The organism is Spirulina sp. LEGE 11439, assembly GCF_059821285.1.
In genome coordinates this window covers 13,972-39,561 of record NZ_JCAMRX010000057.1, presented here as the reverse complement: position 1 = coordinate 39,561, position 25,590 = coordinate 13,972, and the positions used below count along the sequence as shown (strand labels likewise).

The 25,590-nt window shown below is 42.3% G+C and carries 29 protein-coding genes; 18 read left to right on the top strand and 11 right to left on the bottom strand.

The annotated features are described in order from the left end of the window. The first annotated feature begins 147 nt into the window (after positions 1 to 147). The 9 genes from rplQ (at position 148) to AC6RV6_RS25455 (ending at position 8,673) form a co-directional block, all read left to right on the top strand. The gene (rplQ, locus tag AC6RV6_RS25495) at positions 148 to 501 is read left to right on the top strand and encodes a 50S ribosomal protein L17 (protein WP_500243694.1); all 354 of its coding nucleotides are present in this window, start codon (positions 148 to 150) and stop codon (positions 499 to 501) included. A 34-nt stretch (positions 502 to 535) separates the two neighbouring features. Beyond that, positions 536 to 1,357: a tRNA pseudouridine(38-40) synthase TruA gene (truA, locus tag AC6RV6_RS25490; protein ID WP_500243699.1), complete on the top strand. Its 822-nt coding sequence runs from the start codon at positions 536 to 538 to the stop codon at positions 1,355 to 1,357. Between the two features lie 37 nt (positions 1,358 to 1,394). Beyond that, complete coding sequence (rplM, locus tag AC6RV6_RS25485) at positions 1,395 to 1,838, top strand: 50S ribosomal protein L13 (RefSeq protein ID WP_500243693.1); 444 nt, start codon at positions 1,395 to 1,397, stop codon at positions 1,836 to 1,838. A 37-nt stretch (positions 1,839 to 1,875) separates the two neighbouring features. Further along, positions 1,876 to 2,286 (top strand): 30S ribosomal protein S9, encoded by a 411-nt coding sequence (gene rpsI / locus AC6RV6_RS25480; protein WP_500243692.1) that lies wholly within the window; start codon positions 1,876 to 1,878, stop codon positions 2,284 to 2,286. A 142-nt stretch (positions 2,287 to 2,428) separates the two neighbouring features. Continuing rightward, the gene (gene rpmE / locus AC6RV6_RS25475; protein ID WP_500243691.1) at positions 2,429 to 2,680 is read left to right on the top strand and encodes a 50S ribosomal protein L31; all 252 of its coding nucleotides are present in this window, start codon (positions 2,429 to 2,431) and stop codon (positions 2,678 to 2,680) included. A 96-nt stretch (positions 2,681 to 2,776) separates the two neighbouring features. Then, positions 2,777 to 3,868 carry a peptide chain release factor 1 gene (gene prfA, locus AC6RV6_RS25470; RefSeq protein WP_500243690.1) on the top strand — a complete coding sequence of 364 codons (1,092 nt, stop codon included), beginning with the start codon at positions 2,777 to 2,779 and terminating at the stop codon, positions 3,866 to 3,868. Between the two features lie 143 nt (positions 3,869 to 4,011). Further along, positions 4,012 to 6,462 (top strand): dynamin family protein, encoded by a 2,451-nt coding sequence (locus AC6RV6_RS25465; RefSeq protein ID WP_500243689.1) that lies wholly within the window; start codon positions 4,012 to 4,014, stop codon positions 6,460 to 6,462. A 4-nt stretch (positions 6,463 to 6,466) separates the two neighbouring features. Then, entirely contained in the window at positions 6,467 to 7,387 is a 921-nt protein-coding gene (locus AC6RV6_RS25460) for a hypothetical protein (protein WP_500243688.1), read from the top strand. Between the two features lie 11 nt (positions 7,388 to 7,398). Then, on the top strand, positions 7,399 to 8,673 hold the full coding sequence (locus AC6RV6_RS25455; RefSeq protein ID WP_500243687.1) for a hypothetical protein: 1,275 nt from the start codon (positions 7,399 to 7,401) through the stop codon (positions 8,671 to 8,673). 20 nt (positions 8,674 to 8,693) lie between these two features. Here the strand turns inward: AC6RV6_RS25455 and AC6RV6_RS25450 are convergent, their stop codons facing one another. Beyond that, positions 8,694 to 8,819, bottom strand: coding sequence for a hypothetical protein (locus tag AC6RV6_RS25450; RefSeq protein WP_500243686.1), 126 nt, complete (start codon positions 8,817 to 8,819; stop codon positions 8,694 to 8,696). A gap of 192 nt (positions 8,820 to 9,011) precedes the next feature. On the opposite strand from AC6RV6_RS25450, the gene AC6RV6_RS25445 reads away from it, so the two are divergent. The 4 genes from AC6RV6_RS25445 (at position 9,012) to AC6RV6_RS25430 (ending at position 11,436) form a co-directional block, all read left to right on the top strand. Continuing rightward, a complete protein-coding gene (locus AC6RV6_RS25445) occupies positions 9,012 to 9,488 on the top strand; it encodes an NAD(P)H-quinone oxidoreductase subunit N (RefSeq protein WP_500243685.1) in 477 nt (158 codons plus the stop codon). A gap of 62 nt (positions 9,489 to 9,550) precedes the next feature. Continuing rightward, positions 9,551 to 10,156, top strand: a complete 606-nt coding sequence (locus AC6RV6_RS25440; RefSeq protein ID WP_500243684.1) for a vWA domain-containing protein — start codon at positions 9,551 to 9,553, stop codon at positions 10,154 to 10,156. Positions 10,157 to 10,180: 24 nt separating this feature from the next. Further along, the gene (locus AC6RV6_RS25435) at positions 10,181 to 11,005 is read left to right on the top strand and encodes a salt stress protein, Slr1339 family (RefSeq protein WP_500243683.1); all 825 of its coding nucleotides are present in this window, start codon (positions 10,181 to 10,183) and stop codon (positions 11,003 to 11,005) included. Between the two features lie 62 nt (positions 11,006 to 11,067). Beyond that, complete coding sequence (locus AC6RV6_RS25430) at positions 11,068 to 11,436, top strand: DUF1499 domain-containing protein (protein WP_500243682.1); 369 nt, start codon at positions 11,068 to 11,070, stop codon at positions 11,434 to 11,436. 54 nt (positions 11,437 to 11,490) lie between these two features. Here AC6RV6_RS25430 and dusA read toward each other — a convergent pair whose 3' ends face one another. Both dusA and AC6RV6_RS25420 read right to left on the bottom strand, forming a co-directional pair. Next, entirely contained in the window at positions 11,491 to 12,495 is a 1,005-nt protein-coding gene (dusA, locus tag AC6RV6_RS25425; RefSeq protein WP_500243681.1) for a tRNA dihydrouridine(20/20a) synthase DusA, read from the bottom strand. Between the two features lie 31 nt (positions 12,496 to 12,526). Further along, a complete protein-coding gene (locus tag AC6RV6_RS25420) occupies positions 12,527 to 13,411 on the bottom strand; it encodes a TIGR04168 family protein (RefSeq protein WP_500243698.1) in 885 nt (294 codons plus the stop codon). Between the two features lie 96 nt (positions 13,412 to 13,507). On the opposite strand from AC6RV6_RS25420, the gene AC6RV6_RS25415 reads away from it, so the two are divergent. Then, complete coding sequence (locus AC6RV6_RS25415) at positions 13,508 to 13,726, top strand: hypothetical protein (RefSeq protein WP_500243680.1); 219 nt, start codon at positions 13,508 to 13,510, stop codon at positions 13,724 to 13,726. On the opposite strand, the gene AC6RV6_RS25410 is transcribed toward AC6RV6_RS25415, so the two are convergent. Continuing rightward, a complete protein-coding gene (locus AC6RV6_RS25410) occupies positions 13,715 to 15,478 on the bottom strand; it encodes a sensor histidine kinase (RefSeq protein WP_500243679.1) in 1,764 nt (587 codons plus the stop codon). The genes AC6RV6_RS25415 and AC6RV6_RS25410 overlap by 12 nt on opposite strands. Positions 15,479 to 15,556: 78 nt before the next feature. Further along, complete coding sequence (wecB, locus tag AC6RV6_RS25405) at positions 15,557 to 16,687, bottom strand: non-hydrolyzing UDP-N-acetylglucosamine 2-epimerase (protein ID WP_500243678.1); 1,131 nt, start codon at positions 16,685 to 16,687, stop codon at positions 15,557 to 15,559. A gap of 332 nt (positions 16,688 to 17,019) precedes the next feature. Between wecB and AC6RV6_RS25400 the strand changes: the two genes are divergently transcribed. Next, the gene (locus AC6RV6_RS25400; protein WP_500243677.1) at positions 17,020 to 18,003 is read left to right on the top strand and encodes a hypothetical protein; all 984 of its coding nucleotides are present in this window, start codon (positions 17,020 to 17,022) and stop codon (positions 18,001 to 18,003) included. Here the strand turns inward: AC6RV6_RS25400 and AC6RV6_RS25395 are convergent. After that, the gene (locus AC6RV6_RS25395; protein WP_500243676.1) at positions 17,998 to 18,129 is read right to left on the bottom strand and encodes a hypothetical protein; all 132 of its coding nucleotides are present in this window, start codon (positions 18,127 to 18,129) and stop codon (positions 17,998 to 18,000) included. The genes AC6RV6_RS25400 and AC6RV6_RS25395 overlap by 6 nt on opposite strands. 25 nt (positions 18,130 to 18,154) lie before the next feature. Between AC6RV6_RS25395 and AC6RV6_RS25390 the strand changes: the two genes are divergently transcribed. Beyond that, entirely contained in the window at positions 18,155 to 18,373 is a 219-nt protein-coding gene (locus tag AC6RV6_RS25390; protein ID WP_500243675.1) for an NAD(P)H-quinone oxidoreductase subunit O, read from the top strand. 155 nt (positions 18,374 to 18,528) lie between these two features. Then, positions 18,529 to 19,506 (top strand): malate dehydrogenase, encoded by a 978-nt coding sequence (gene mdh / locus AC6RV6_RS25385; RefSeq protein WP_500243674.1) that lies wholly within the window; start codon positions 18,529 to 18,531, stop codon positions 19,504 to 19,506. Between the two features lie 54 nt (positions 19,507 to 19,560). On the opposite strand, the gene AC6RV6_RS25380 is transcribed toward mdh, so the two are convergent. The 5 genes from AC6RV6_RS25380 to AC6RV6_RS25360 form a co-directional block, all read right to left on the bottom strand. Further along, complete coding sequence (locus tag AC6RV6_RS25380; protein WP_500243673.1) at positions 19,561 to 19,686, bottom strand: photosystem II protein Y; 126 nt, start codon at positions 19,684 to 19,686, stop codon at positions 19,561 to 19,563. Positions 19,687 to 19,761: 75 nt separating this feature from the next. Next, entirely contained in the window at positions 19,762 to 19,998 is a 237-nt protein-coding gene (locus tag AC6RV6_RS25375) for a hypothetical protein (protein WP_500243672.1), read from the bottom strand. A gap of 3 nt (positions 19,999 to 20,001) precedes the next feature. Continuing rightward, a complete protein-coding gene (locus tag AC6RV6_RS25370; protein WP_500243671.1) occupies positions 20,002 to 21,132 on the bottom strand; it encodes a CO2 hydration protein in 1,131 nt (376 codons plus the stop codon). Positions 21,133 to 21,182: 50 nt separating this feature from the next. Further along, positions 21,183 to 22,706 (bottom strand): NADH-quinone oxidoreductase subunit M, encoded by a 1,524-nt coding sequence (locus AC6RV6_RS25365; RefSeq protein WP_500243670.1) that lies wholly within the window; start codon positions 22,704 to 22,706, stop codon positions 21,183 to 21,185. A 47-nt stretch (positions 22,707 to 22,753) separates the two neighbouring features. Further along, a complete protein-coding gene (locus AC6RV6_RS25360; RefSeq protein ID WP_500243697.1) occupies positions 22,754 to 24,655 on the bottom strand; it encodes an NAD(P)H-quinone oxidoreductase subunit F in 1,902 nt (633 codons plus the stop codon). Between the two features lie 199 nt (positions 24,656 to 24,854). Here AC6RV6_RS25360 and AC6RV6_RS25355 point away from each other — a divergent pair, with 199 nt between their 5' ends. Next, entirely contained in the window at positions 24,855 to 25,055 is a 201-nt protein-coding gene (locus AC6RV6_RS25355) for a hypothetical protein (protein ID WP_500243669.1), read from the top strand. The last annotated feature ends 535 nt before the right edge of the window (positions 25,056 to 25,590 follow it).

Below are 25,590 nucleotides of genomic sequence, written 5' to 3'. Positions count from 1 at the left end.
CCACAAGTTTGATGCTTTTCTTGACTCTCTCCAATTTTTGTCCTGTACTTAGAGCGATGAGTTATTGGTTATCGGTTGTGGGTTATTTGACTCCAAGCAATAAGTAACCAATAACAAGTAACAAGTACCAAACAACAAAGAAGAACAATGCGCCATAAATGTCGCGTTTCCCGATTGGGAAGACCTGCAGATCAGAGAAAAGCACTGTTGCGATCGCTGGCAACAGCACTGATTCGCAATGGTCAGATTAAAACGACCAAAGCGAAAGCCAAAGCCGTGCGCTCGGAAGTCGAACGCATGATAACTTTGGCCAAAGATGGCTCTTTAGCCGCTCGCCGACGGGCGTTGGGCTATCTCTATGACAAAGAACTTGTCAAAGCCTTATTTGATGAAGTCGGCGAGCGCTATCGCGATCGCCACGGCGGTTATACCCGTATCGTGCGAACGATTCGCCGTCGGGGAGATAATGCCGAAATGACCATTATCGAATTAGTGGATTAGGGAAAACGAGATTGCTCAAATCATCGTCATGTCAATGTCAAGTCCCACACCAGAAAGCAAGCGCGTCGCCCTAATCATTCAGTATTTAGGGACGCATTTTCAGGGCTGGCAGCGACAACCCCAAGGGCGTACCGTACAAGGAGAAATTGAAGCGGCGATCGCGACCGTTCTCGGCGATCGCGTTCCCCTTCACGGGGCGGGAAGGACTGATAGCGGCGTTCATGCGGCCGCACAAGTCGCTCATTTTAACGCCACCGGACCCATTCCTGCCGATAAATGGGCAACGATTCTCAATCACAGCTTGCCCGAGGATATTCTCATTCGCGCTTCCGGGGAAGTTTCCTCAAATTGGCACGCTTGTTTCTCTGCTTTATGGCGACGCTATCGCTATACGTTTTACACCGATAAGCGTCCTAACTTGTTTATCAAACCCTTTTGCTGGCACTACTATCGCCAGCCTTTGAGCGAAACGCAGATGCAAAAAGCCCTGACTCCCTTGTTGGGACGGCATCATTTAGCCGCCTTCCGTCGTGCTGGATCGCCGAGAAAGCATTCTTGGGTCAATGTTCAAGCGGTAGAATGCAAGCGAGATGGCGCTTTTCTTCGTATTGAGATTCAAGCTGACGGATTTTTATACGGCATGGTGCGGCTATTGGTGGGTCTGCTCTTAGAAGTCGGCAACGGGACGCGATCGCTGGAAAATTTTACCGATATTTGGGTTAACCAACGACGAGAACTCGTCAAATATTCGGCTCCAGCAAAAGGTCTGTGCTTATTGAGAGTTGGCTATGATGAGTTTCCCTTTGCCCGAGAAATTTGGTATGACGCTCAACCCAACTTTATGTTCAATCTCTAAATCTTAGTTAAACCTTAGTTAAATCAACAAAGCGATCGTGGAAAAAACAATTCTACCCACCCAAGAAACCCTAGAACCCAAATGGTATGTCATTGATGCTGCCGACCAACGTTTGGGACGACTGGCGACAGAAGTTGCTAAAATTCTGCGTGGCAAAAATAAACCGATCTTTACTCCCCACATGGACACGGGAGATTTCGTCGTGATTGTTAATGCCGAAAAAGTCGTCGTAACGGGAAGAAAACCCAGTCAAAAATTGTATCGCCGTCACTCCGGCAGACCGGGTGGAATGAAAGTTGAAACCTTCAATCAACTACAGGCACGCATTCCCGAACGAATTATTGAAAAAGCCGTGAAAGGAATGTTGCCGAAAAATGCACTGGGCCGCAAACTTTTTACCAAGCTGAAGGTTTATGCCGGTCCTAATCACAAACAACAAGCGCAACAACCGGAAATCATCGAGTTAAATACCAATAATTAAGTCGAGTTGCGAATCTATTATTTAATGAGGAAAATCAATGCCTGAAGAAACTAACGACAAGGTTGTGTACTGGGGAACTGGACGACGCAAAAATGCGATCGCGCGAGTGCGTCTCGTCCCCGGAACCGGTCAAATTATTGTCAACAAGAGACCGGGAGATAATTACTTTAATTACAACCCCAAATATTTAGCGGAAATTAAAGCGCCCTTGGGAACATTGGGTATGGAAAACGAGTACGATGTTTTGGTTAATGCTCATGGTGGCGGTTTAACCGGGCAGGCAGAAGCCGTGAAATTAGGCGTAGCTAGAGCATTGTGCCAACTCGATCCGGCAAATCGCCAACCCTTGAAAATTGAAGGCTATTTGACTCGCGATCCCCGAGCGAAAGAACGTAAGAAGTATGGATTGAAAAAAGCTCGCAAAGCTCCTCAATACTCCAAACGTTAATTGAGTTACTTTGCTCAAAATGCGGAATATTGCTTTTTGTTTTGATACAATATATAGAATGTAGCGTATTAATCTGGTTGCAATTTTCCGTTCTCAATCATTATTATCACTATTGCAATCAAAAATAGGAGAGCGATCGCAAATGCCAAAAGCAGGTATTCATCCCGAGTGGTATCCTGAATCTAAGGTCATCTGTAACGGCGAAGTCGTTTTGACCGTTGGTTCAACGCAGCCAGAAATTCATGTAGAAGTCTGGTCGGGAAATCATCCCTTTTACACCGGAACCCAAAAAATGATCGATACAGAAGGGCGAGTCGAACGCTTTATGCGGAAGTTCGGTATGCTCGATACCAGTATGACTGGTGAAGCTGAAGCCGAAGCCCAAGAACAATAGCTGTAATTTTATTTGTATTAACCCAGCAGAAATCCTGCTGGGTTAATTGCGTTTTTGTACTGTTTATTACCTGAGTTTTTATCTTGGAGAACTATCATGGCTGAATCGTATTTATTAGACAAATTACAATCTGTCGAGCAAACATTTAATGAGCTATCTCGTCGTCTCGCAGATCCCGATGTGGTGACGAACCCGGACGAATTACTAAAGGTGGCCAAAGCTCGCGCTTCTTTGGAAAAAACCGTCAACACTTACGAAACTTGGAAAAAATCCCAAGATGAATTAGTCGGAGCCAAGGAAATCCTCAAGGAAGCTAATGGCGATCGCGAGATGCAGGAAATGGCGACTTTAGAAATCAAAGAGTTAGAGCAACAAAGTGTTGAATTAGAAGAACAATTAAAAATCTTGTTGCTTCCCAGCGATCCCAATGATGACAAAAATATCATGTTGGAAATTCGCGCCGGGACAGGAGGGGATGAGGCTGGAATCTGGGCTGGGGATTTAGTAAGAATTTACTCTCGCTATGCTGAATCCCAAGGCTGGAAAATTAAACTTTTAAGTGAATCTCTTGCCGAGCATGGGGGCTTTAAAGAAGCTATCTTGGAAATCCAAGGCGATCGCGTTTACAGTAAGTTGAAGTTTGAAGCGGGAGTGCATCGGGTGCAGCGCGTCCCAGTAACGGAGGCTGGGGGAAGAGTTCACACTTCTACGGCGACGGTGGCGATTATGCCAGAGGTAGATGATGTGGAAATTCATATCGATCCCAAGGATATCGATATGACTACGGCACGATCTGGCGGTGCAGGGGGACAAAATGTGAACAAAGTTGAGACGGCGGTGGATTTGATGCACAAACCCACGGGGATTCGGGTCTTTTGTACCGAAGAGCGATCGCAGTTACAAAACCGAGAACGTGCTATGCAAATTTTGCGAGCCAAGTTGTATGAGATGAAATTGCAAGAGCAAAAAGATGCGGTGACGGATCTGCGGCGATCGCAAGTCGGGACGGGATCGCGATCGGAAAAAATTCGCACTTACAATTACAAAGATAACCGAGTCACGGATCACCGTTTGGGGCAGAATTTCACCTTAAATAATGCTTTAACTGGGGATATCGATATCATTGTTCAAGCCTGTATCTCTCAGGATCAGCAACTACGTTTAGAACAATTGGCGAATAATACTTAAGGTAAAAGAGATGATTTCATTTTTGTGGTTTGTTATGAGTAGGGTGGGTAGAGTATACTCATTGCAGGTTTACAATATTGAATAATTTCCCAACTTACCCTACTATAAATTTATATTTTTGCGATGCTTCTCAGTGAAATTCCATGACTCAACCCAATGTCACTGAAATTCTCAATTCGGTTCGTCAACTTTTGAATGAGTTGGGGAATGGGACGGCAAATTTAGCCAATGCTCACCCAGAAGTTTTTGACGATCCAGATTTAAAAGCGCAGGTAGAAGCATTCCAAAATGCCTATGAGGAAGCAAGAGAGCGGCTGAAGAATCCCGCTTTATCTATTGCGACACTGGGGACGACTTCCTCAGGAAAATCTACGATTGTGAATGCGATGATCGGTCGGAGGGTTGCACCGATTCTCAACACAGAAATGAGTGGGGGAGTTTTGCGATTGCAGGTTTCAGATGGTTCTCGATTGGTTATTTCGGAAACAGAAAAGATATATTGGGAAACGGGTGAATGGTCTGAACTGAATGATGAAGAACTTTATAGCCGGATTAAAAATGTGATGTTGTCTTATCACAAGATTCGCAAAAAAGAAACGGATTGTCTTGCACCCCAGATTACAGTTTATAGTGCACTTTTACCTGCGTACGATCGCGCTTTACTCGATCTTCCTACAGGAATTGATATTGAAATTATTGATTTACCGGGATTAAAATCACTTCAAGATCGTGCCAATCTCCAAGTCATTCAACCTCAAGTGAGAAAATCTTGTAGTTTAGTGGCTTTGGATTATGGGCAGGTGGATGAAGAAAAACGCCAACGGTTATTAGAAGAATTGAAAGAGGTTGTCACGGCTTTAAATAGCCGCACGGATTCAATTATTTTTATTTTAAATCGGGTAGATATGCGAGGGGCTGATGATTTTCCTCTTGAACAACAAATTGAACGATTAAAAACGGAAATTCAATCGATTTTATCTTTAGAAACTCCTCCTGATATTATCCCATTTTGTTCGCGTTTACTTTATTATGCTCAATGTGCTTGGGGAACTAGAAGTAGAGATATTGTTTCACAAGTTGACCAAGAAACTCGCTTGAGATTGTTAAAATCAATGTTTGAAGATTGTGCGGGAATCATCAAAAAATCAACTCGCGAGAATAAAAAATTACGCCGTTGGTTTAGAAACATTGAAGATGATGTAGATGATGGTGCAATAATAGACGATGAAACCATGAGAAAAATTTTATACTATGCACTGGAATGGAGTGGAGGAAAACAATTTTGGGATATTTTACGCTACCGAGTACAAGAGTTTTTTCCTCAGTTAGTAATTGCTCCTATTTTAAACCCTGTTTTTATATCTTTTGATATATTAGCAACAAAAATCAAAGTAAAATCAGATAATCTTACAAATGAAAAAAAAGAAGAAATCCAAAAACTATCAGAAGAATTAAACAGAAAACAAGCTCGAATAGAGAAAGAGATCAAAAAAAATGTTAGAGAGTTGAAAAATGATATAAACTATATTATTAAAAAACTTGAAAGAAATACTCCAGAATCTCGTGAAGAAGCTAGAAGAAAAGCAGAAACAAGAGGGATGCAAGGATTTAAAAATTTGAGAGGAGCAATAGATGAAGTTCATGATAATCTAAATTTAACTGTAATTAGACCTATCGAAAAAGCATTAGAGGAACAAAAGCTTGCTTTTGATTTACAAGATAAGCTAAAGGAAAGTATTTCTCTCGTTTATGCTGAAGAAATTTCTAGAAATTATGAAATAATCAAAAAAATTAGCAGAACATTCTCTCATGATGAAAATTCAAAACATTTTTGTAAAAGTGTTCGTCTAGATAATGAAGACGGAATCAATGAACTTGATGAAGTCGAAAGAGCTTATAGGAAACTTTATGTCGTGATGCGTGATGCTCTAGCTACAAGGGCTGAACTAAGCTTGCAACAACAGTGTACCTTGATTGAAAAAGCAGTACAAAGTTTTGCTGAGTTCCAGAAGGATAATATCCTAAACACAGTTATTGAAGTATTTATGAACTTAACAGAATCTATTGAAGCAGAGTTTAATCAAATTTTATCTAAACCTCCTAAATTACCAGAAAATATTTTTGATATTTCTAATCATACTATTGAAGCTAATACTAATATAAAGAAAGAAAAAACAGGCACTAAAATTGTAGAAGAACCTTACACCAAAACTATTTTTTTCTTTTTTAAAATCAAAGATAAAAGATCGGTAAAAAAAGATGTTTATGAAACTTTTGAATATCGAGAATTACAGGTTCCTGATTTTTCTAAAATGTCCGATCAATGGAGAGAAGGCATAGAAATTGCAGAATCAGAACTTTGGAATATTATTTCCACGTGGATTATCGATCATCTCCAAAAAATAAACGATCAATTCAAAGATGCAACAGATCGAGTAATTAAATTAACTGAACGAACCCTTAAAGAAAGGCTAGAAATGAACGATGAGGAGTTTGGAGAACTGAAAAAGTATTACTTAAATGTTGAATCTCAAACAAATTCATTAGTACAAATTCGACAAAAGTTACAACAAAAAATAAAATTAGAGGAGTAAGCAAGTGAATATTAGTAATCCTATAGAACAATTCCAATTAATTTGGGAGAAACTAGAGAAAAAAGATCGTAATTCTTCTATTGATGATAATATTTTGGATACACTAATTGATGATTGGTGTAAAGAAATTGGCTATAGTAATCAATCAGAAGAAATAACCAACAATGTTAAAGATTTTCGGAAAAATCAGGAAATAATAAATACGGTTTATAATTTATACCGAAGCCTCCTTTTTGTTACAAACAAAAATCTCGATTTTATAGAATGTATTAATGTCCCTATTAAATTCTTTACAAATTCAAAATTGAATAAAATTTCAGAACAAGAATTCACAGAAAATATCAAAGAAACTCAAAAAATAATGGAGGAGTCTAACATGAAATCACTTGCGCTGATTGCTTTCATTTTAACCAGTATTGGTGTTGCAATTTATCTACTAAATAAAAATCGCGGTAAACAATATCTTAGTAACCAATCAGAAAATTATAGAGAGTCTAGACGAACTCAAATACCGAACAACAAGATTCTTTCAAAAAATAAATTCATTTTATTTGTTGCTGTAGATGCAGACCGTACTGAAGGCATTATTGAAGGTCTAAGGAATGGTAAAATGACCCAAAAAGCTGTAGATGCTTTATCTCGAACAACTAATATAGAGGCTTTATGGCAAGGTACAGAAATGCAATTTAAAGAAACTAGAATCGATGAGTGTTTTCAGTATGTTTCATCCAAAGAACAAGATCAATATGACGTTTATTTAATCAAAATAGAACTGGATAAACCCGAACCAGAATTCAATCAAGATGCTCCTCCAACAGCGAGACCAAGAGCATTTGAACGACTACTAACTAAGTCTTCTAACGTTATAGTTTCTCAAAGATTACCCAAAGAATCTATTAATAATCCTAACCTTAATTATCGATAGAGATCGCTATCATGCTCATTCCAACAAATTTACTAGCCAATCCAGAGATCGTTCAAGGCTTACTAGATGGTTCATTGGTTCGCTATGGAAGCATTATTCGTCATGCGGCTGGAACACCCCAAGGTGGTCAAATTGTACGTCATTTACTAGAAGCACCGGGACTTACTAACCAATTAATGACCTTGCCTTTTTCGCCTATTACAGGCACAGCATCCCTTGTAACTAATACTATCGGCCAGGTTGCTACGTACAACAAATTAATTGGCATCGATCGCCAACTTATTGGACTACAACAAACGACTTCTTCTCTCCTTGGTTTCAGTCAAATTGCCGCAGGAGCAAGTGTTTTAAATCTTGGTGTCAGTATTGCTGGATTTGCCTATATGGGCTACAAACTCCACCAAACCCACAAGGCAATTACCAATATTCAGAAATCAATGGAAGCTGGGTTCAATCACCTCGAAGATCGCCTCGAAGCTCTCTCTGGACAATTGGCTTATCTCCATCTACTTGTGGAAGATAGCAGAGAACAACAACAACGCCTCGGAAACGCGATCGCTGACCTCCATAAAGCCCTACTCATCCAAAAAATAGCCGATCTGCAAGCGGAACTCAAACACCTGAAACGCTTTCCTGACGATCCCCCCAAAGCTGCTCTCAAAACCGCGACTAGCGCCCGTCTATTTCTTGCCAGTCAGGCTACCCAAGCCCCTCTCGAATTTAACCCCAATATTCTCATGCTCGTGGATGTTTCCACTCAGGGCTGGGCAGTCGCGATCGCAACTGAAGCCAACCTTCTTTTGCAACATGACAACATCACTGAATCCCGAGAACTTCTCCAGCAAGAAATTCCTCGTTTTCAACAACACGCAAGCCACTGGGCAAGAACTCTTCTCAACACCGAACGCCCCGAACTCGCTACCGCCCAACGTTTCGCTACTTCCTATTTTAAAGATTATATTACCCTCGAACGAGTCCAACGCATTGTTGAAATTTCTCCGGGCGATCGCCCCCTTACCCCAGATGAAACCGAATGCAAACGTCGCGAAGCAAAAGTGGAACTAGAAATGACTCGTACTCAATCCCAACTCACTCCTCAATGGCAACATCGACAAATCGCGATCGCTGAATACCTCGACACTCTCAGCGAACTATCTGCCCGTCTCGATGGATTACTCGCCTTTGCTCAACTGTGCGAACAACAAGAGGTTAAAAGTAGCCACGAACTCCTTCCTGATGCCAACGCCAAACCCAGTATCTATCTTCTCTCCGACAATCTAGACTAGACAACTCCAAAATAGTTGTCTTACAGGGAATTATGGCACGATCGCACGTCCTTTTCCTTCCTCACTAAATCGTACATGGTGAGCAGGTCTACCCGCTTGGGACGAGTTAGGGGCAAATGCTTCTGCTGTGATGTGAGGTTAACCATAGGGCGAGCATGAGACTATTTTCCCTATAGTACCTCTAAATTAATGATTTTTTCTTCATCACCCAATCTGCCCAAAATATTCTTTGCTTTGCTCTTTGTTTCGCCCGATCGCAGAAACAGAAGTAGAAATCCTCCGATGACTGTTGCTTGTTGTTTTATAATCACCTTGAGAACGTTTACAAATTAACGCGCATGGCACTGCTGACAACGGGCAAAAAATTTATCCGCGCCTTGGAAGAAACGGGAGCATTAGGCGTTTATGCTCCCCTCGAGGGCGGTTTTGAGGGACGCTATCAACGACGCTTGCGAGCACATGGCTACACCTCCTTGCATATTACGGCGAGAGGACTGGGGGATGTTGCCGCCTATCTTATGGGAGTTCACGGCATTCGTCCGGCTCACTTAGGAAAGAAAAATATCGGACAAAGTGCAATGGTGGGACCGGTTTATTTTGTTCCTCCTATTGTCACGACTCAACTCGAAACCCTGCCACCAAGTTCTAAAGGGTTAGTTCTCTGGATTATTGAGGGAATGATTCTTTCGCGACAAGAAATTGAATATTTAATAAATTTACCCAAGGAAGAACCGAGAATCAAAGTCGTGTTAGAACTAGGAGGAGAGCGATATTTTCGCTTTTCCCCCCTGCAAAATATTCTCGCTGCTGCTTGAGGTTTGTCTGCCCGTCACAGCGCGATCGCAATATTGGTAACTAACCAAAAACAAGGAGTTTGATGCTAGAAGCTCGCGACTATACCTTGATTATCGATAAAAGTGCCAGTATGTCGCAATGCGATCGCGCTGATGGGAAAACTCGCTGGCAGATCGTTCAAGAATCAACTTTTGCTCTCGCACAAAAATGTGAAGAGTTAGATCCTGATGGGATTACCGTGTATGTGTTTTCCGGACGGTTTCGCCGTTACGATAATGTCACGGCCGATCGCGTCAATCAAATTTTTCAGGACAATCAGCCATCGGGTCGCACGGGGCTTTCAGGGGTTTTAGAGGATGCCCTGCACAACTATTTTGAACGCAAATCTCAAGGGATCGCCCAACCTAACGGGGAAATATTTCTAGTGGTGACAGATGGAACATTCCGCGATCGCGATGCGGTGATGCGGGTGATTATTAATGCTTCGCAACAGATTGAGAAAGATGAGGAGTTGGGTATCTCTTTTATTCAGGTGGGACGCGATCGCGAGGTGAGTTGTTTCTTACAATGGTTGGATGATGGTTTGCAACAAGTGGGGGCAAAGTTCGATATTGTCGATACTGTTCCCCTCGATCGCCTAGAAACTATGACCCTTACAGAAGTATTAATCAATGCCATTTTGGATTAATGATGGGTTGGTGAAGGAGAAAAAATGGACTCTGTGGACGATTTACTGGCTCAGATGCAGTCGGAGTTTGTCGAGAAGTGCAAAGAGAAAGAAGTTCAGTCTCGCGATCGCTCAGAAGAATCGGGAGAAATCGATGGATTATTGGCAGAAATGCAAGGGGAGTTTCACAATAGAAGTAAGACGAGTGAAAGAGCTTCTATGTCTCCGAAACGCAAAGACCCCTCTACAGACGATCTGTTAGCGCAAATGCAAGCTGAATTTGGCGCTGAATTTGGCCAATCCGATAAATCGTCAAAACCCGAACCGAGTGCGATCGACGATTTGCTGTCCGATGTCGCGGGGGAATTTGCCGAGAAAAAACCAAAACCGTCAGTACCCGAGCGATCGCCGCAAATTGATGCCATGCTGTCGGATGTACGGGGGGATTTTAGCCAGCAGAAAGAAGCAAAGCGATCGCGCCGGCCGCAAGTTTCTGCGGATACAGATCGCTTTTTAGCGGATTTAAAAACCGATTTTCAACAAAAGCAAACCCAAGCCCCTCCACCTTCTCAACGTCGTGACGATCCCAAAACAGATAATCTTTTAGCAGAGCTTAAAGGAGAATTTCATCAAGAGGATGTGGCAGAACGCTTGCAAAGGCAAGAACGAGAATTGCGGGAAAAACGAGAACGAGAATGGCAGCGCAAACAACGACGAAAAGCATTGAAGCGCAAAGCTGAAGACTGGTTAAAGCAACTCGATCCTTATTCTGGTGAGGGGTTGTGGTTTTCCGAATTTGCCGAACATTATCCCAATAAAATAGAAGCGGCGATCGATTATCTCGAAACGGTTTGGGAAACGCAAAAATAATCTTGTTAAAAACACTTCTGCGTTTATAATTATTTTATTAAAAATTCATTGAGATAAAAATTATGTTTTCAGGCAAAAAACCGACCAATTTAGGTGTAAAAAATGGTAAGCTGGCTGCTTGTCCGGGAACTCCTAATTGTGTCTCCTCTCAAAGCACGAAATCTCAAGAAAAAGTCGCTCCTTTACCGATGGTTTCGATCGCAAAATTACGTCAAGTTATTGAAGGCATGGAACTGACAAAAATTATTAAGGAAACCGATAATTATCTCTATGCAGAATTTAAGAGTAAATTAATGGGATTTATCGATGATGTCGAGTTTTATCTCGATTCTAAGGCTAATGTCATTCACGTTCGTTCCGCATCTCGTTTGGGAAAATCGGATTTAGGCGCAAATCGCAAGCGAGTTGAAGAAATTCGCGCCAAATTATAGTTTTTAATCTTTGGCGATCGCGTTCAACTGCAATCGGTATGCGATCGCTATCTTTTAATGTACTTTCTTTAGTGCCTCGCGAACCACTTCTACTCCAGACCCAGTGCGACAAACATTTTCAGTAATATAACGTTTCCATGCTTTCGTCCCCGGTTGTCCGGCAAATAATTGCAACATATGGCGCGTGATACTGTTAAGTTTTAAGCCTTTTCCCGTCCAATATTCAAGATAAGGAAACATGGACTGTACCACCTCGCGACGGGTGGGAGGAATGTCGGTCTCGCCATAAAAATCGCGATCGCAGGTGGCAAATAAATAAGGATTCTCGTAAGCAGCACGTCCGATCATCACGGCATCAACATGGCACAATTGTTCCTTAACCTGCTGCCAGTTGGTAAAACCACCATTAATCTCAATCGTGAGATGAGGAAATTCTTGCTTGAGATGATGGACATCCCCATAGCGTAAGGGGGGTATCGTGCGATTTTCCTTGGGACTCAACCCTTGTAACCACGCTTTCCGTGCATGGACGGTAAAACGCTGACATCCTGTCTCTGAAACAATGCGAACGAACTCTCGCAGATCTTCATAGGAGTCGCGATCGTCTACCCCAATTCGATGCTTAACCGTAACCGGGATCGAGACGGCTTTTTGCATCGCTTCTACTGCTTGAGCCACAATTTCGGGTTGCAGCATCAAACACGCGCCAAAATTACCGCTTTGCACTCGCGAACTGGGACAGCCAACATTTAAGTTTACTTCGTTATATCCCCATTCTTCGGCAACTTTTGCACAAGTTACCAAATCTTCTCGCTTATCTCCTCCGATCTGTAAAACAAGCGGCTTTTCTTCGGGAGAGAAACCGAGGAGTTTCTCGCGATCGCCATGAATAATCGCCGCCGTTGTTACCATTTCCGTATAGAGGAGGGTTCGCCGCGTGATTTGCCGCATAAAATAGCGAAAATGGCGATCGGTTCGCTCCATCATTGGGGCAATACTAACAGGATAGAGAAAAGAAGAATGAGGAATAGAATTCTGCTTTTGTGTCTCGACCAGCATGAGTTGATAATCAGAAAATTAACTGAGAAAATTAACAATGATAGAAGAGTTCTTCGGAAACAATTTGGTAATCTTTGCCCATCCAAACAAGGGAAATATTTGCAACTTCTCCAGCTTGTAAAACCACAATAGAAAAATTGCGCCGTATTTCTCCTTTGTAATTAATAATGCGAGGAACTTGGGCTGCATTGAGATAAAAGATATTTTCTTGAAATTGGAGCATCTGACGTTGCTGCTGTTGGGTGTGACGCAGACTTTGGTGCATATGACCAAAGGTGACCAGAGGAATCTTTTTATTGAGGAGACGAATTCTCGCGATCGCATCCGTCAGATCCGAGTCCCCATGATCTCCCCCCAAAGGCTCCCAGTCCCGTCCGCAAATATCTTCCGCGCGATCGCCTAACCCATAGGGTCCATTGTGGGCGAGAACAATTAGCGTTTCTTGAGCGGTTTTTTGGGCCTCAGAGACAATACGATCGCTAGATTCGAGAATACTATTGACATTATAGCGATCGCGGAAAAATTTCTCGCTACTCCACTGAGATCCCCCCCAACTAAACGGACGACCTCCCACCACAGACAGCCCTAACTCGGGAAAATCTCGTTTTCCGTAGCCGACGTGGGCTTCTCCGAGGATATCTAATTGTTCTTGCACGCGATCGACCTTTTCCGGGTCGTAGGGCGGCTTTTTACGCCCCCAAGGCGAGGCGGTATACCACGCATCGTGATTGCCTAAAATTGCCGCAAACGGGGTCTGTGTAGCAGCCACTTCACGAACGACTGCGATCGCTTCGTTGCCAAAGTCTCCCACAAAAAGAACGAGATCGACCCCTAAAGATTCGAGGGCAATTCTATCTTCGGCTTCCCATTGGTCGTGAATATCGCCCACGACAGCGATTTTTATCTTTGCTTTCATCTCGAGGTTGTTGGGCGCATTCTCCTTATTCAGGATAATCCTTAAAGCGATCGCGACTAAAATATTAAGATACAACCATCCCAATAATGCGATCGCATGCTAGATCCTCATTGTCCTCAAATTATCTTGGCCTTTACCTATCGCAATTTTCAGATTGAAATCGATCGCGATGAATGGGAAGGACGAGAAATTTATGCGGCTTGGGTGAGTTACGATCTCGGATCGGCAATGGCAGTTCCCTACGCACCTACAGTTAAAATCGCTATTCGTAAAGCGAAAAACTGGTGCGATCGCCGTTATCCTTCAATGATTTAAGCGATCGCGTAAAAAAATTGTAACCTGAGTTCCTTTATTTAATTCGCTTTCAATCGAGACTTTACCTTGATGTTGTTCGACAATAATTTGATAAGTAATCGTTAAGCCCAAACCCGTCCCTACCCCTACAGGTTTTGTCGTAAAAAAGGGATCGAAAAGTTTATTTTTGATTTGTTCTGTCATGCCACAACCATTATCTTTGACGATGACTTCAATCCCTTTATTAACAGCGCGAGTATTAATCACTATTGTTGGTTTTTTAGTCGGATTCTGAGGGCGATCGCTTTCTAGAGCATCGATCGCATTACTGAAAATATACATAAAGACTTGATTGAGCAAACTTGGATAACATTCTATCTTGGGACATTCTCCATATTCTCGAATAATTGTAATTTCTGAACCATCTGATTTTAATTTAAGACGATTGCCTAAAATTCGTAATGTACTTTCAATTCCTTCACAAATATCAGCAAACTTAATCTCAGACTCATCGTGACGAGAAAAGTTTTGTAAAGATAAAACAATATCTCTGATACGCCGAGAACCCACTTTCATTGATTCTAAAAGTTGAGGAAAATCGCTTTGGATAAAATTCCAATCAATTGTTTCTTTGAAAGTTTGCACTTCAGAACTTTGTAAACTCTTATTCTTTTCATACAGTGCCAATAAAGATAAAAGATCTTGCGTGTAATAATTCAGATGATCGATATTTCCATAAATAAAACTAATAGGATTATTAATTTCATGGGCGATTCCGCCGACTAATTGACCCAAACTCGACATTTTTTCAGTTTGAATGAGTTGAGCTTGAGTTTCTTGTAATTTTTCTAAAGTAGCTTTGAGATATTCTGCTTGCTTTTCTCGTTCGTGAATTTCTTGTTGTAATTTTTGGTTGGTTGTTGTCAAATCTCGCGTCCGTTCTTTCACCATTTCAGTTAAATGAGTCTGATATTGCTGCACGGCAATTTCAGCAATTTTTCGCGGCGTAATATCAATAATTAAACCATCCCATAAAACCGCTCCATTAAATTGTCTTTCGGGACGAGAGGAGGCTTCAATCCATTTTGTTTGTCCCGAAGGTGCAAGAAAACGACCTTCCCAATAAAAAGGCGAGAGTAATTTAGCGGACATGGCGACAGATTCATCGTGACTTTCGCGATCGTCAGGATGAATGCGATCGATAATTAAAAAAGGATTATTTTGAATGGCTTCGGGTTCGACTTCAAATAAATCTTGACAACCCGAGCTAACATAAGGGTATGAAACTCTCCCATCTTCATAGAGTAAAAACTGAAAAATCATCCCCGGTAAATTGGCGGATAAATTGAGAAAGCGCTCTTCTGTTTTGCGTAAAATTTCTTCTTGTTGTTTCCACGGCGTAATAAATCGACTGGAGAGAATTATTCCGCCAATTTCGCCCTCAGATTTTTGCCAAGGAGACATCTCCCACTGTACCCATTCTTTTTCTCCATTTGATTTCAAAACAAAATAACCCTCTGTGCGATATTTTTTGCCTTGGAGACATTGAGGATAAATCTCCTGCCAGTGAGAAATCAAACGAGGAGAAATTTGATAGCGGCTCGCAGGATCGAAGAGCGATCGCCCGATAATATTTTCTTGACTCAAACAATAATCTTGACACCATTGCTGGCTGGCTGCGATATGATTTGTTTGGCGATCGAACAAGGCTACAGCATTAGGCGTGTTGGCTAAAAATGCACCAAACAAATCAAACGAATTGGGATCGAACATCCTTTTTCAATGAACAATGAATAATGAACAAGGGAAAAGATTTCAATCTCTCCCTGTTTTCACACCCTTATCTGTTTACTATTTTATCTTTTCTTTCTCAGATAAATAATGGGTAACAATTTGAACAATTCGTTCAGAAGCACGACCGTCTCCAAAAGGATTGATAGCATTAGCCATCATTTTATAGGCTGAACTCTCCTCGAGCAACTCAGAAGCAGCAGTCGCGATCGCGATCGCATCCGTCCCGACTAATTTTGCCGTTCCCGCTTCGACTGCTTCTGGTCGTTCTGTTGTTTCTCGCAAAACTAAAACAGGTTTGCCTAAACTGGGAGCTTCTTCTTGTAAGCCGCCCGAGTCGGTCAGAAGTAAGTAACACTTTTGAATCGCTCCTACCAATTGACTATAATCGAGAGGCTCAGTGAGAAAAACTCTTGGATGCTCTCCCAAACGTTTTTGAATGGGATTTCTCACGATAGGATTGCGGTGTAAAGGCAATAGCAAGGCTGTATCAGGAAATTCGGCTAACACTTGCTCGAATCCGGATAAAATATTCTCTAAAGGTTGTCCCCAATTTTCCCGCCGATGGACGGTTGCTAGCAAAACTCGATATTTTTCCCAGTCTAATCCTTCCACTTGACATTCCGGACGCGCTCGGGCAACCCTTAAGAGGGCATCAATGACCGTATTGCCAGTTTGATGAATATTTCCTGTTACCCCCGATCGCTTTAAATTTTCAACTGCGAGGGGAGTCGGAGCAAAATGAAGTTGGGCAATCTGAGAAATCAAACGACGATTGGCCTCTTCTGGATAGGGATTAAATAGGTTATCGGTACGCAGTCCTGCTTCAACGTGAGCAATGGGAATTTGTTGATAGAATGCAGCGAGGGCAGAGGTAAAAGCCGTCGTTGTGTCTCCTTGTACCAAAATCATGCCGGGTTCAATTTCTCGGAAAATTGCTTCGAGTCCTCGCAGCGTGTCGCAAGTAATATCCGTTAAACTTTGTTGAACTCGCATGATATTCAGGTCGCGATCGGCTTGTAATTGAAATAATTGCATCACTCGATCCACCATTTCTCGATGCTGTCCCGTGAGAATTGTGTAGGCTTTTAAGGTTGAATGAGTGCGAAATTGCTGGATAACCGGGGCGAGTTTGATGGCTTCGGGTCGCGTCCCGAGAATGATACAAATCGACACAGAAGGAGCAATCATAGGTGGTATTAGACTCTGAGGGTTGATAATAGCATAAAGAATCTTGGTAGCAATTCGGCCGCTTCCTTGACTGACAGCCCGCTTAAATATTAAAATATTCTTAAGATAATAAACTGTTGTGTATTTCAACAGTTTTCCAGTATTGCTAGAATAATAGCTTTGAATATCTAATTTTGAATATTTCTCAGGCGATCGCACTCTAATTCGAGAGCGGTATTTTTCAAGCCGTAAGATTCTCTGATTGTTTTGTAGTAAAGCAATATTGAGAAAATGCGATCGCCCAAGAAAGAAGCCTTGAAAATATTACGTTATTTTTTTAATTCTTAGCAAGAATGACAGAACTATTTATTCGCTTGCACGATCTTCTCGGCGAAACAGGCTTTCTCTTTTTATCTCTGAGTTGTGCAGGAATTATTTGTTTTTGGTGTATTCCAGAAACGACGGATTTAATGGTTAACTCTGCGGCAGGATTAGCTGGACTGTATTGGGGACGAGATAAACGCACTTTAGTTATTAATTCCAGCACCAATAATCCCGAACTTTTTTCGATGATTATTGCATTTACTTTAGGGCGGATGGGTGGAATTGCCAACCCTCTCGGCTCTAATTTTGCTAATATTTATCTCATGTTTTTAATTGCTCCATTTTTTGTAATTCTCAAATGGGCATTAACCGGAAAATCAAAAAATATTAAAAAGTTTATTGCCTTGAGCTTACAAGAAAAAAATCTTTGGCTGTGGCATATTCTCATGTCTTTCACGATGTTTTGTTTTGCCAGCCTTGCCTATTGGTGCATTACAGGAGTCAATCAATTTAAGCCTTTGCCTCTTGGACATTCTCCACAACCGAGTTATTCGATCTTCATTGGGGGGATTTTCTGTCTGGTTGGAATGGGGGTTTTCTTCTTTTTTGAAAATAAACTGAAAGCTAAACGCATAGAACTTTATGAGGATATTAATGAGGAATATCATCATCCGAGTTGGCGAGATTTTTGTCTGGGAACAGTGGGGTTAATTTCGTCATGTTATATTCTCAATTCCTTGTTTTTAGCTTGGTCGGAACTCTATTCAACAACATTGCAGCATTTTTTTGGGGCGGCGATTTTTGCCGGATTACATTATTTTGTCGGTGCGTTAATTACCTCTTTGCCGGAGATGACAGTTGCTGTGGAAAATTACGAACGTTTGACCTCACCAGATCTCAATACGGCTATGGCCTCGGCGAGTCAATCCAATATGACGAATTTGGCGATCGCGGCGATGGGGAGTTTATTGGTTAGCATTCTCTTGTTATTCGGGTTTAATTATCAGTTATAAAATTCGCCGATCGCGATCGCATTGAGTCCGATCCAGCCAGCAAGATTCTTCCTTGGCAATGTTTAAATAATCGTGAAAATTCCCGTGAAAAACTGTGCCACAATGAAAAGATAGCAAAAATACCAATAAAAAACCTCGTTAATCTCAGATTATGGCTGGAAAAATCAAAAAAGGCGCTTTAGTTCGGATCCTTCGAGAGCAGTTGGAAAATAGCTTAGAGGCAACGGCTAGCGATTCTCGCTTTCCTCCCTACCTTTTTGAGAGTAAAGGAGAGATCGTTGATATTGATGGCGATTATGCCTTCGTCAAGTTCTATGTCCCCACTCCGAGTATCTGGTTCAAGCTGGATCAATTAGAATTAACCGATTAATTGCCGTGGGGCGATCGCGGCCCCTCTTTTTATTTGCTCTTTTTATTTGCTCTTTTTCCTTCTTCTCCTTTCCTCTATGACCCTCAAAATGAGTCTCAAGCCTCCACCTTAAATCGGAGGTATTACTCATTATTTATTCCTCATTGTTCATGGAAATGATTGCTTCTCCCTCTCTTCAACCGCCTCTATTTCCTCGTGTTTGTGTCGTGGGTGCGGGAAAAGTCGGTTCGACTCTCACCCAACGCATTGTCGAGAAAAATTTAGCTGATGTCGTGTTAGTGGATGTGGTGGAAGGGCTTCCTCAAGGCATTGCATTAGATTTATTGGAAGCTCGGGGATTGGAATTATACGATCGCCACATTGTCGGAACTAATGACTATGCCGAAACGGCCAATTCCGATATTGTCGTCATTACGGCGGGGTTTCCTCGACAACCGGGAATGAATCGAGAGGATTTGATCGGCATCAATGCCAAAATTGTGACAGAGGTTGCCCAGAAAGCGATCGCTTATTCCCCGAATGCTATTTTAATCGTCGTCACCAATCCTTTAGATGTGATGACCTATATGGCATGGCAGGTAACACAATTACCGCCAGAACGAGTGATGGGTATGGCAGGGGTGTTAGATTCAGCTAGGCTGCAAACCTTTATTGCGATGGAATTAAATGTGGCGATCGCAGATGTCAGCACGATGGTTCTCGGCGGTCACGGGGATGTCATGGTTCCTTTGTTCCGCTATTGTACGGTGCGAGGCGTACCTTTACCCGAATTACTCGATGATGCTGCCATCGATCGTTTGCGAGAACGAACGCGTCACGGAGGCGCAGAATTAGTAAAATTATTTAAAAAAGGCGGCGCTTATATTGCGCCAGCTTCCTCAATTTGCCATATGGTGGGGGCCATTTTGCACGATCGCTCGAACTTACTCCCGGCTGCGGCGTATTTACAGGGAGAATATGGTTTAAAGGATATTTTTATCGGCGTTCCCTGTCGATTGGGTAACAAAGGGATCGAACAAATTATCGAACTTCAACTCAACGATCGAGAATTAGCAGCATTGCAAACCTCGGCACATTCGGTTCGAGAGAATATCGAAATTGCCCGGGAAATACTTGCAGCCTCGCAACAATAGAAAATCGCGGCAAACGAAAAGAGTGCCGCGACAAGAACAAATGTATGAGAAAATTTAACCTTCTTTGTTTAAGAAAGATTGAATTTGACCCAAAGCAACGGCAAGAATATTAAATGCAGCCCAACCTCCGGCAATGAGGATGGGAGCAAGAACCACGACAACCCGCCAATCAATACCCATTTTCGTATCCTCCTCGATTCTGAGAAATCTTAAAATAATTTAAACTTCCTCTCATTGTTCCATACGAACAAGAATTTATTCAATATCTCGATCGATTTGTTTGCCTCTGGATAGCTGGAAAGGTATAAAAATGTACTGTTTTATCGAATGCAAGCAATATCTTTCCCTTTGAGCAGGAAACGATCGGGCGATCGCTTCCCGTCGGGGAGGATGCAGAAAATGCTTGAGGGATTTAAAGATTTCGATGGCGATCGCCTTGATATCTGCATTCGTAATATTAATGCCAGTGACACAAGTCACTTTAATGAGCATTCTTTAGCGGTTCACTTCAAGTAAGCGAGAGGTTAAAAAACGATTCATCCAGCCTTTTAAATAGGCACGATTTGCTTTTTTTTGTTCTGGATCTTTGGTGTCCAAAGAGTGAGGTGCCAGACCTTGAACTGCCGCCGTTGTCACGCAAAACATGGATTTTTGGAAACTTTCACAAATTTGCACTCGGATATCATCTTCTTGGCGAATTCTCCCTTGATAAACTTTATGTAAGTAATCAGGTAAATAATGGCGCATATCCTGCATTAATAATGTCGGAGGAATTCCCGAACCGCCAATCGGTAAAGGATCGGCGTATAATGCCCCATAAGTAAACATTCCTTGATCGAAAGGGATTTGATATTCTTGAGCATTATAAGAAACTGTGCCTAAAAAAGGCGTTCCTCGGAAGAAAATCGCTTCGACGTAAGGAACCCCCGTATCCATCAAGAAGGTTAAACCTGCAGATTTCGGGAGGAGATCGTAGCTTTTTCCACCTAATTTTACCGAGTAAGTAATGGGCTTAGCGGCATCGGCAACCAAACCATCGAGAATATGTTGAACGACTTGAGAAATTGATTTCACTTCGCCGCGATCGTAGCGATCGCTCAAACTGAGAAAAATATCCGCCATCACCCGCCAAAATTGTCCCAAGCCGCTATAATAAGCCATTTGCCGCACTTGTTCGAGCCAAAAATCGGGGAAATATTGATGTAATGCCAACATGAGAAAATTGCCATTCCATTTGGCACAAATGGCGCGATCGGCTAATGTTTTAAACTCATCGGTATCGAGATATTTATCCAAACCGCCGCCCCCATGCCACAGCATTGATTTCATGCAATACTCTGCATATTCATAGTTAATGCGATCGTGCCACCAATAGCGCAATAACTTCTGCAAATCAATCTTTCCATTAAAGTATTTAAAAAATGGAAATAACACTAAAAATTGATTTTCGGCAATATAGATGAGATTGCGAGAATAAGCATCCAAAACAACTCCGTAACTCTTGAGAATTCCCACCACTTCAATAACATTTTCAGGACTATCTTTGAGAAGAGCTTGCCCGGTTTCTAAGCGATGAATGTATTCCTCTAACGGATGTTGGGTAGATTTTTGTTTGGCACTGACCATGTTTTTGAAAAGATGAGAGATAAAACAATATTGAGGGAGTAATGAAGTTTTTAACCAATATTTTTGACGGCTTGTTCTGTTTTTTCTGGCTGCTCTATAATATTTGTCGATTGCAATGCCGGGCTGATTACCAAAGCGCTCGTTTGCACTTCACTCCAACGGACAACCCAAGAGGGTTGAATGCCAAATATGAAAATCAGAATCGTTAATGCTAGTGCTGGAATTTGTTCTCTCAAAGCAACGGGAGAAAGTTTTGCAAATTGGTTCGATAAACGTCCGAAAAAGACGCGATTAATCATGAGCAGAAAATAAACGGCAGTCAATCCCGTACCAATAATACAGACAATAGTGGGAATGGTAAAAATGGGAAAAGCACCGCGAAAAACGAGGAATTCAGCAATAAATCCCACCATTCCCGGTATTCCTGCACTTGCCATGACCCCTAAAATCATTAAACTTCCTGTCAGTGGCAATCCTCGTTCTGGATTTAATAAACCGCGCAGAATGGTAACATCGCGAGTTCCAGTTTTTTTGTAGACCACACCGACCAACGTAAAGAGCAAAGCCGAGATTAACCCGTGACTGACCATTTGAAATTCTGCTGCGATTAAACTTAAAGGGGTTGCGGCGGCGGCGGCTAATAAAATATAGGCCATGTGGGCAATTGAAGAGTAAGCAACCACCTTTTTCATATCTTGTTGTGCGATCGCGGTAAAAGCTCCATACAAAGCACTGATTGCCGCTAAAATTGCCAACCAAGGGGCAAGCGTAACCCATGCTTCTAAAAACAAACCGACCCCAAAACGCAATAATCCATAAGTCCCTAATTTCAGCAAAACTCCAGCCAATAAGACAGAAATAGGGGTGGAGGCTTCCACGTGAGCATCGGGCAACCAAGTATGAAAAGGAAAAATCGGAATCTTGATAAAGAGTCCGACGAGAAGCATTCCCAGTAAAATGAGTTGCAGCCCGAGGGGAAGGGTTTGATTTCGTAAAGGTTCGTAATCAAAAGTTGTAGCACCGCTAAACCAAACTAAGCCTAAAAATGAAGCCAAAACTAAAATTCCTGACAGGGCGGTATAAATCAGAAACTTCATGGCCGCATAACCGCGTCTTGCTCCTCCCCAAATGGCAATCAGAAAATAGAGAGGTATGATTTCGAGTTCGTAGAAGAGGAAGAATAATAATAAATCTTGGGCCAAGAATGCCCCGGCCGCTCCTGCACTGAGGAGAAATATCATGGAGTAATAGAAGCGAGGTCTTTCTTGGGCGCGATCGCTAATCCAAATGGCAACAACGGTTAAAAAGCTATTCAAAAAGACAAGAGGAAAGGATAATCCATCTAAACCAAGATGATAATTGAATCCCAACCAATCGATCCAAGGAATGTACTCGGAAAATTGCAGGTTGGCTTGCAGAGGATTAAATTGTGTTCCCAACCACAATGTCCAGAGAAGAGTGAAAGATGCGATCGCCAGAGCAATTCGGCGACAGCGAATCGAATCCCAACTTGCAGGAAGCAAGCCTAAAAAAATTGCACCGGCGATCGGAATCCAAATTAAAACACTTAGCATTATTTGTTATTCGTTGTTTTTGATTCGTTGTTTGTTGTGAGGACACCTTAGAGATGACCGACGATCGATAACCAATAATCGACAATCAATGACCATTGACCGCCAAAGACTAGCCAAAAGAGCAAGGCAACGCCGAGCAAAATTGTTAACAAGTAAAACTGAGATTGACCGGAAACATTGTATTTCAAGGTATTGCCACCAAAGATTGCCGCTAAACCGACTAAGTTGACCGCACCATCGACAATATAGCGATCGAGCCAAGCAGTAAATCGAGAAGAAAGAGCGACTGCACCGACGATCGTCATCTCATAAATTCGTTCGATATAGAAATCGTAGGCAAATAAATCTTGTAAGAAGCGCAAATATTTTTGTGTGGGTCGCGACCACGCTCGACGGAGTTCGATTGTAAAACCCACAAAGCAACCGATCGCTCCTGAAGCAAAGAGGAGTGGCACGGCGCTACGATAAAGTAACAAGTCAGCGTTATCTAAAGGTGTAGTAGGACTGAGCCAAAGATTCCATTGCAAGGGAGTTAGAGAAGCCAACAAGGTCATCACCGTTAAAATAACCATCGGCAATGCCATTGACCAAGGTACTTCTGGCGCTCGACGGGTTTTGGGTTGTTCTGCTCCCAAAAAGACGAGGCGGAAAATACGAGTGAGATTAATCGCGCTTAAGGCATTGACAAATAAAACAATCCCCAATAACCAAACAGGAATATTCCAAGCACCACTAAACCAACGCTGCATCGTCAAAAACATGCCCAATGGCAGAATCGCTAAAGTGCCTGCGGCCCCAACGACAAAGGCGATAGTCGTCGCGGGCATTTTGCTCCATAATCCTCCCATTTCCGTAATCGTTTGCGAGTTGGTGGTGAGGATAACAGAGCCAATACTCATAAACATTAAGGCTTTGGCGATCGCATGCACGAAGAGCAACAAGAAGGCAATATCCACCTGTCCTAGTCCCACGGCAATAAAAACCAACCCCAAATAAGCACTGGTGGAATGAGAGAGAGTGCGCTTGATATCGATTTGCGCGATCGCCATCAAGGAAGTCCCGATCGCCGTCACCGATCCTAACAAAATCAGGGCATCGGAGGAAACAGGAGAAAGACTAAAAACAGGTTGTAGCTTAATGAGAACGTAGGCCCCCGCTGAAACAACAATGGAATTTCGCATAATTCCGGCGGGGTTGGGACCTTCCATCGCTTCATCCAACCAAAGATTGAGGGGGAACTGGGCGCATTTTCCCGTCGGTCCGGCAATTAAAGAGAGTCCCAGTAAAGCTGCCGTTAAAGGCGGTAAAGGTGAAGTTTCTGCCCAGTGAGTCAAGTCACTGAAGTCCAATCCTTCCCCATAACTCGAAAGAGCAACAATCCCCATTAACAAAAGAATATCCCCTACCCGCTTGGTTAAAAACGCATCTCGTGCTGCTGTTACGACCAGAGGTTGAGCGTACCAAAATCCCACCAATAAGTAAGAGGAAAAAGTCAGCATTTCTAGCAAGCCATAGCTCAGCAAGAGAGAGTCACTCAAGGCAATTCCGCTTAAGGCAGCCTCAAAAAAGCCCATTAATCCGTAAAATCTTGCCAAAGACCAATCTTTCTCCATATAGCCGAGAGCATAGATTTGTACCAGCAAATTGATTCCTCCGATCAGTTCTAAAGCGCCTAAACTCACAGGAGAGAGTTCGATCGTTAAAGATAAATTGAGATCGGCAACTTCGAGCCAGTGAAAGACTAATTGTTCTGTCGGCTGATGCCAAATGGCACTAAATGCAATTGAAGTATGAACAAAAGCAAGGAACGTCATTAATAAGTTGAGGTAAGCTGCGGGTCTAGGTCCCGTTCGCCGAATGATTCCGACAGACCAAGGTAGACTCAAAACAGCACCCATCAAGCCATAGAATGGAATAAACCAAGCGTTTGCTAAGAAAAGATCGGCCATCATTAAAACTGGAAAAAATAGATTTTATCTTCGGGATTCGCCCAAAAAATTTCTCAAAAGATAGATAATAGAAGTGACTCCTAAACAAACATCTTGGCAAGTTCCTATCAGTTTGTTTTCGAGTGCATTCTCCTCATAAGTTCTCGGCTGACTGCTTCCGAAATCTCATCAGGCTGTATTTTATCGGGGTCTGGGACAATTGGGAAATCTTCCGGATACCCGCAAATTAGAACATCTCTTTACGATTTTGCGAGCGTTGACTCAGCGATCGCATAGCTTGAGTCAACCGAGTCCGACTCCTCTGCCCGAAATTCCTTCCTCGAGAAAAGAGACTCTCAAACGCCAAGATAAAGAAATTATAAAACATGACGACCCCTCTCTTGCAAAATCATGGAAATAACTGAGACAGCGATCGCGGCGATCGCGATACATTACAATTTATTAACTAAAAGATTTGAAAAAATCATAAAGATTTATATTGTCAAAGGTACATAAGGTTTCCTATGCTTTTCTTTAGGTGAAAGAGAAACCGGACTCGCCAAGCAGGTGTTTTCCCAAAATTGTGTAATTGTCTGACACGAACAAAGGAAATTGGTGAATTGTAAGGAGTGATGCGATCCCATATTGGAAATTCGCTCTCAATCTGGATTCCAGTAGCGGCAACACGAGAGAAATCCCTAGATAATCTCTGGATAATCTTGTTATGATTTTTCGATAGTCTCTCTGAGATGATGTGCTGAAGCCTTGATATAGAAGCCTCAAACTGAAAAATGACACCTTGATAGGTTTAGGTTGATAGGGTTAGGTTGATAGATTTTAGGAATAGAAACTGGGAATTTTGAGTAATTCTCATTCCTTTACCCTGTCGTGGAATCTTGACTGATTGATTGTCACTTTGATTGTCGTCCTCTTTGCGTCCGCAGATTAAAATCCCT

Bases quoted from the DNA above. Each gene is read 5' to 3' on its own strand.
- rplQ (WP_500243694.1), top strand. From the start codon at position 148: ATGCGCCATAAATGTCGCGTTTCCCGATTGGGAAGACCTGCAGATCAG.
- truA (WP_500243699.1), top strand. From the start codon at position 536: ATGTCAAGTCCCACACCAGAAAGCAAGCGCGTCGCCCTAATCATTCAG.
- rpsI (WP_500243692.1), top strand. From the start codon at position 1,876: ATGCCTGAAGAAACTAACGACAAGGTTGTGTACTGGGGAACTGGACGA.
- rpmE (WP_500243691.1), top strand. From the start codon at position 2,429: ATGCCAAAAGCAGGTATTCATCCCGAGTGGTATCCTGAATCTAAGGTC.
- prfA (WP_500243690.1), top strand. From the start codon at position 2,777: ATGGCTGAATCGTATTTATTAGACAAATTACAATCTGTCGAGCAAACA.
- AC6RV6_RS25465 (WP_500243689.1), top strand. From the start codon at position 4,012: ATGACTCAACCCAATGTCACTGAAATTCTCAATTCGGTTCGTCAACTT.
- AC6RV6_RS25455 (WP_500243687.1), top strand. From the start codon at position 7,399: ATGCTCATTCCAACAAATTTACTAGCCAATCCAGAGATCGTTCAAGGC.
- AC6RV6_RS25450 (WP_500243686.1), bottom strand. From the start codon at position 8,819: ATGGTTAACCTCACATCACAGCAGAAGCATTTGCCCCTAACTCGTCCC.
- AC6RV6_RS25445 (WP_500243685.1), top strand. From the start codon at position 9,012: ATGGCACTGCTGACAACGGGCAAAAAATTTATCCGCGCCTTGGAAGAA.
- AC6RV6_RS25440 (WP_500243684.1), top strand. From the start codon at position 9,551: ATGCTAGAAGCTCGCGACTATACCTTGATTATCGATAAAAGTGCCAGT.
- AC6RV6_RS25435 (WP_500243683.1), top strand. From the start codon at position 10,181: ATGGACTCTGTGGACGATTTACTGGCTCAGATGCAGTCGGAGTTTGTC.
- AC6RV6_RS25430 (WP_500243682.1), top strand. From the start codon at position 11,068: ATGTTTTCAGGCAAAAAACCGACCAATTTAGGTGTAAAAAATGGTAAG.
- dusA (WP_500243681.1), bottom strand. From the start codon at position 12,495: ATGCTGGTCGAGACACAAAAGCAGAATTCTATTCCTCATTCTTCTTTT.
- AC6RV6_RS25420 (WP_500243698.1), bottom strand. From the start codon at position 13,411: ATGAAAGCAAAGATAAAAATCGCTGTCGTGGGCGATATTCACGACCAA.
- AC6RV6_RS25415 (WP_500243680.1), top strand. From the start codon at position 13,508: ATGCTAGATCCTCATTGTCCTCAAATTATCTTGGCCTTTACCTATCGC.
- AC6RV6_RS25410 (WP_500243679.1), bottom strand. From the start codon at position 15,478: ATGTTCGATCCCAATTCGTTTGATTTGTTTGGTGCATTTTTAGCCAAC.
- wecB (WP_500243678.1), bottom strand. From the start codon at position 16,687: ATGATTGCTCCTTCTGTGTCGATTTGTATCATTCTCGGGACGCGACCC.
- AC6RV6_RS25400 (WP_500243677.1), top strand. From the start codon at position 17,020: ATGACAGAACTATTTATTCGCTTGCACGATCTTCTCGGCGAAACAGGC.
- AC6RV6_RS25390 (WP_500243675.1), top strand. From the start codon at position 18,155: ATGGCTGGAAAAATCAAAAAAGGCGCTTTAGTTCGGATCCTTCGAGAG.
- mdh (WP_500243674.1), top strand. From the start codon at position 18,529: ATGATTGCTTCTCCCTCTCTTCAACCGCCTCTATTTCCTCGTGTTTGT.
- AC6RV6_RS25380 (WP_500243673.1), bottom strand. From the start codon at position 19,686: ATGGGTATTGATTGGCGGGTTGTCGTGGTTCTTGCTCCCATCCTCATT.
- AC6RV6_RS25375 (WP_500243672.1), bottom strand. From the start codon at position 19,998: ATGCTCATTAAAGTGACTTGTGTCACTGGCATTAATATTACGAATGCA.
- AC6RV6_RS25370 (WP_500243671.1), bottom strand. From the start codon at position 21,132: ATGGTCAGTGCCAAACAAAAATCTACCCAACATCCGTTAGAGGAATAC.
- AC6RV6_RS25365 (WP_500243670.1), bottom strand. From the start codon at position 22,706: ATGCTAAGTGTTTTAATTTGGATTCCGATCGCCGGTGCAATTTTTTTA.
- AC6RV6_RS25360 (WP_500243697.1), bottom strand. From the start codon at position 24,655: ATGGCCGATCTTTTCTTAGCAAACGCTTGGTTTATTCCATTCTATGGC.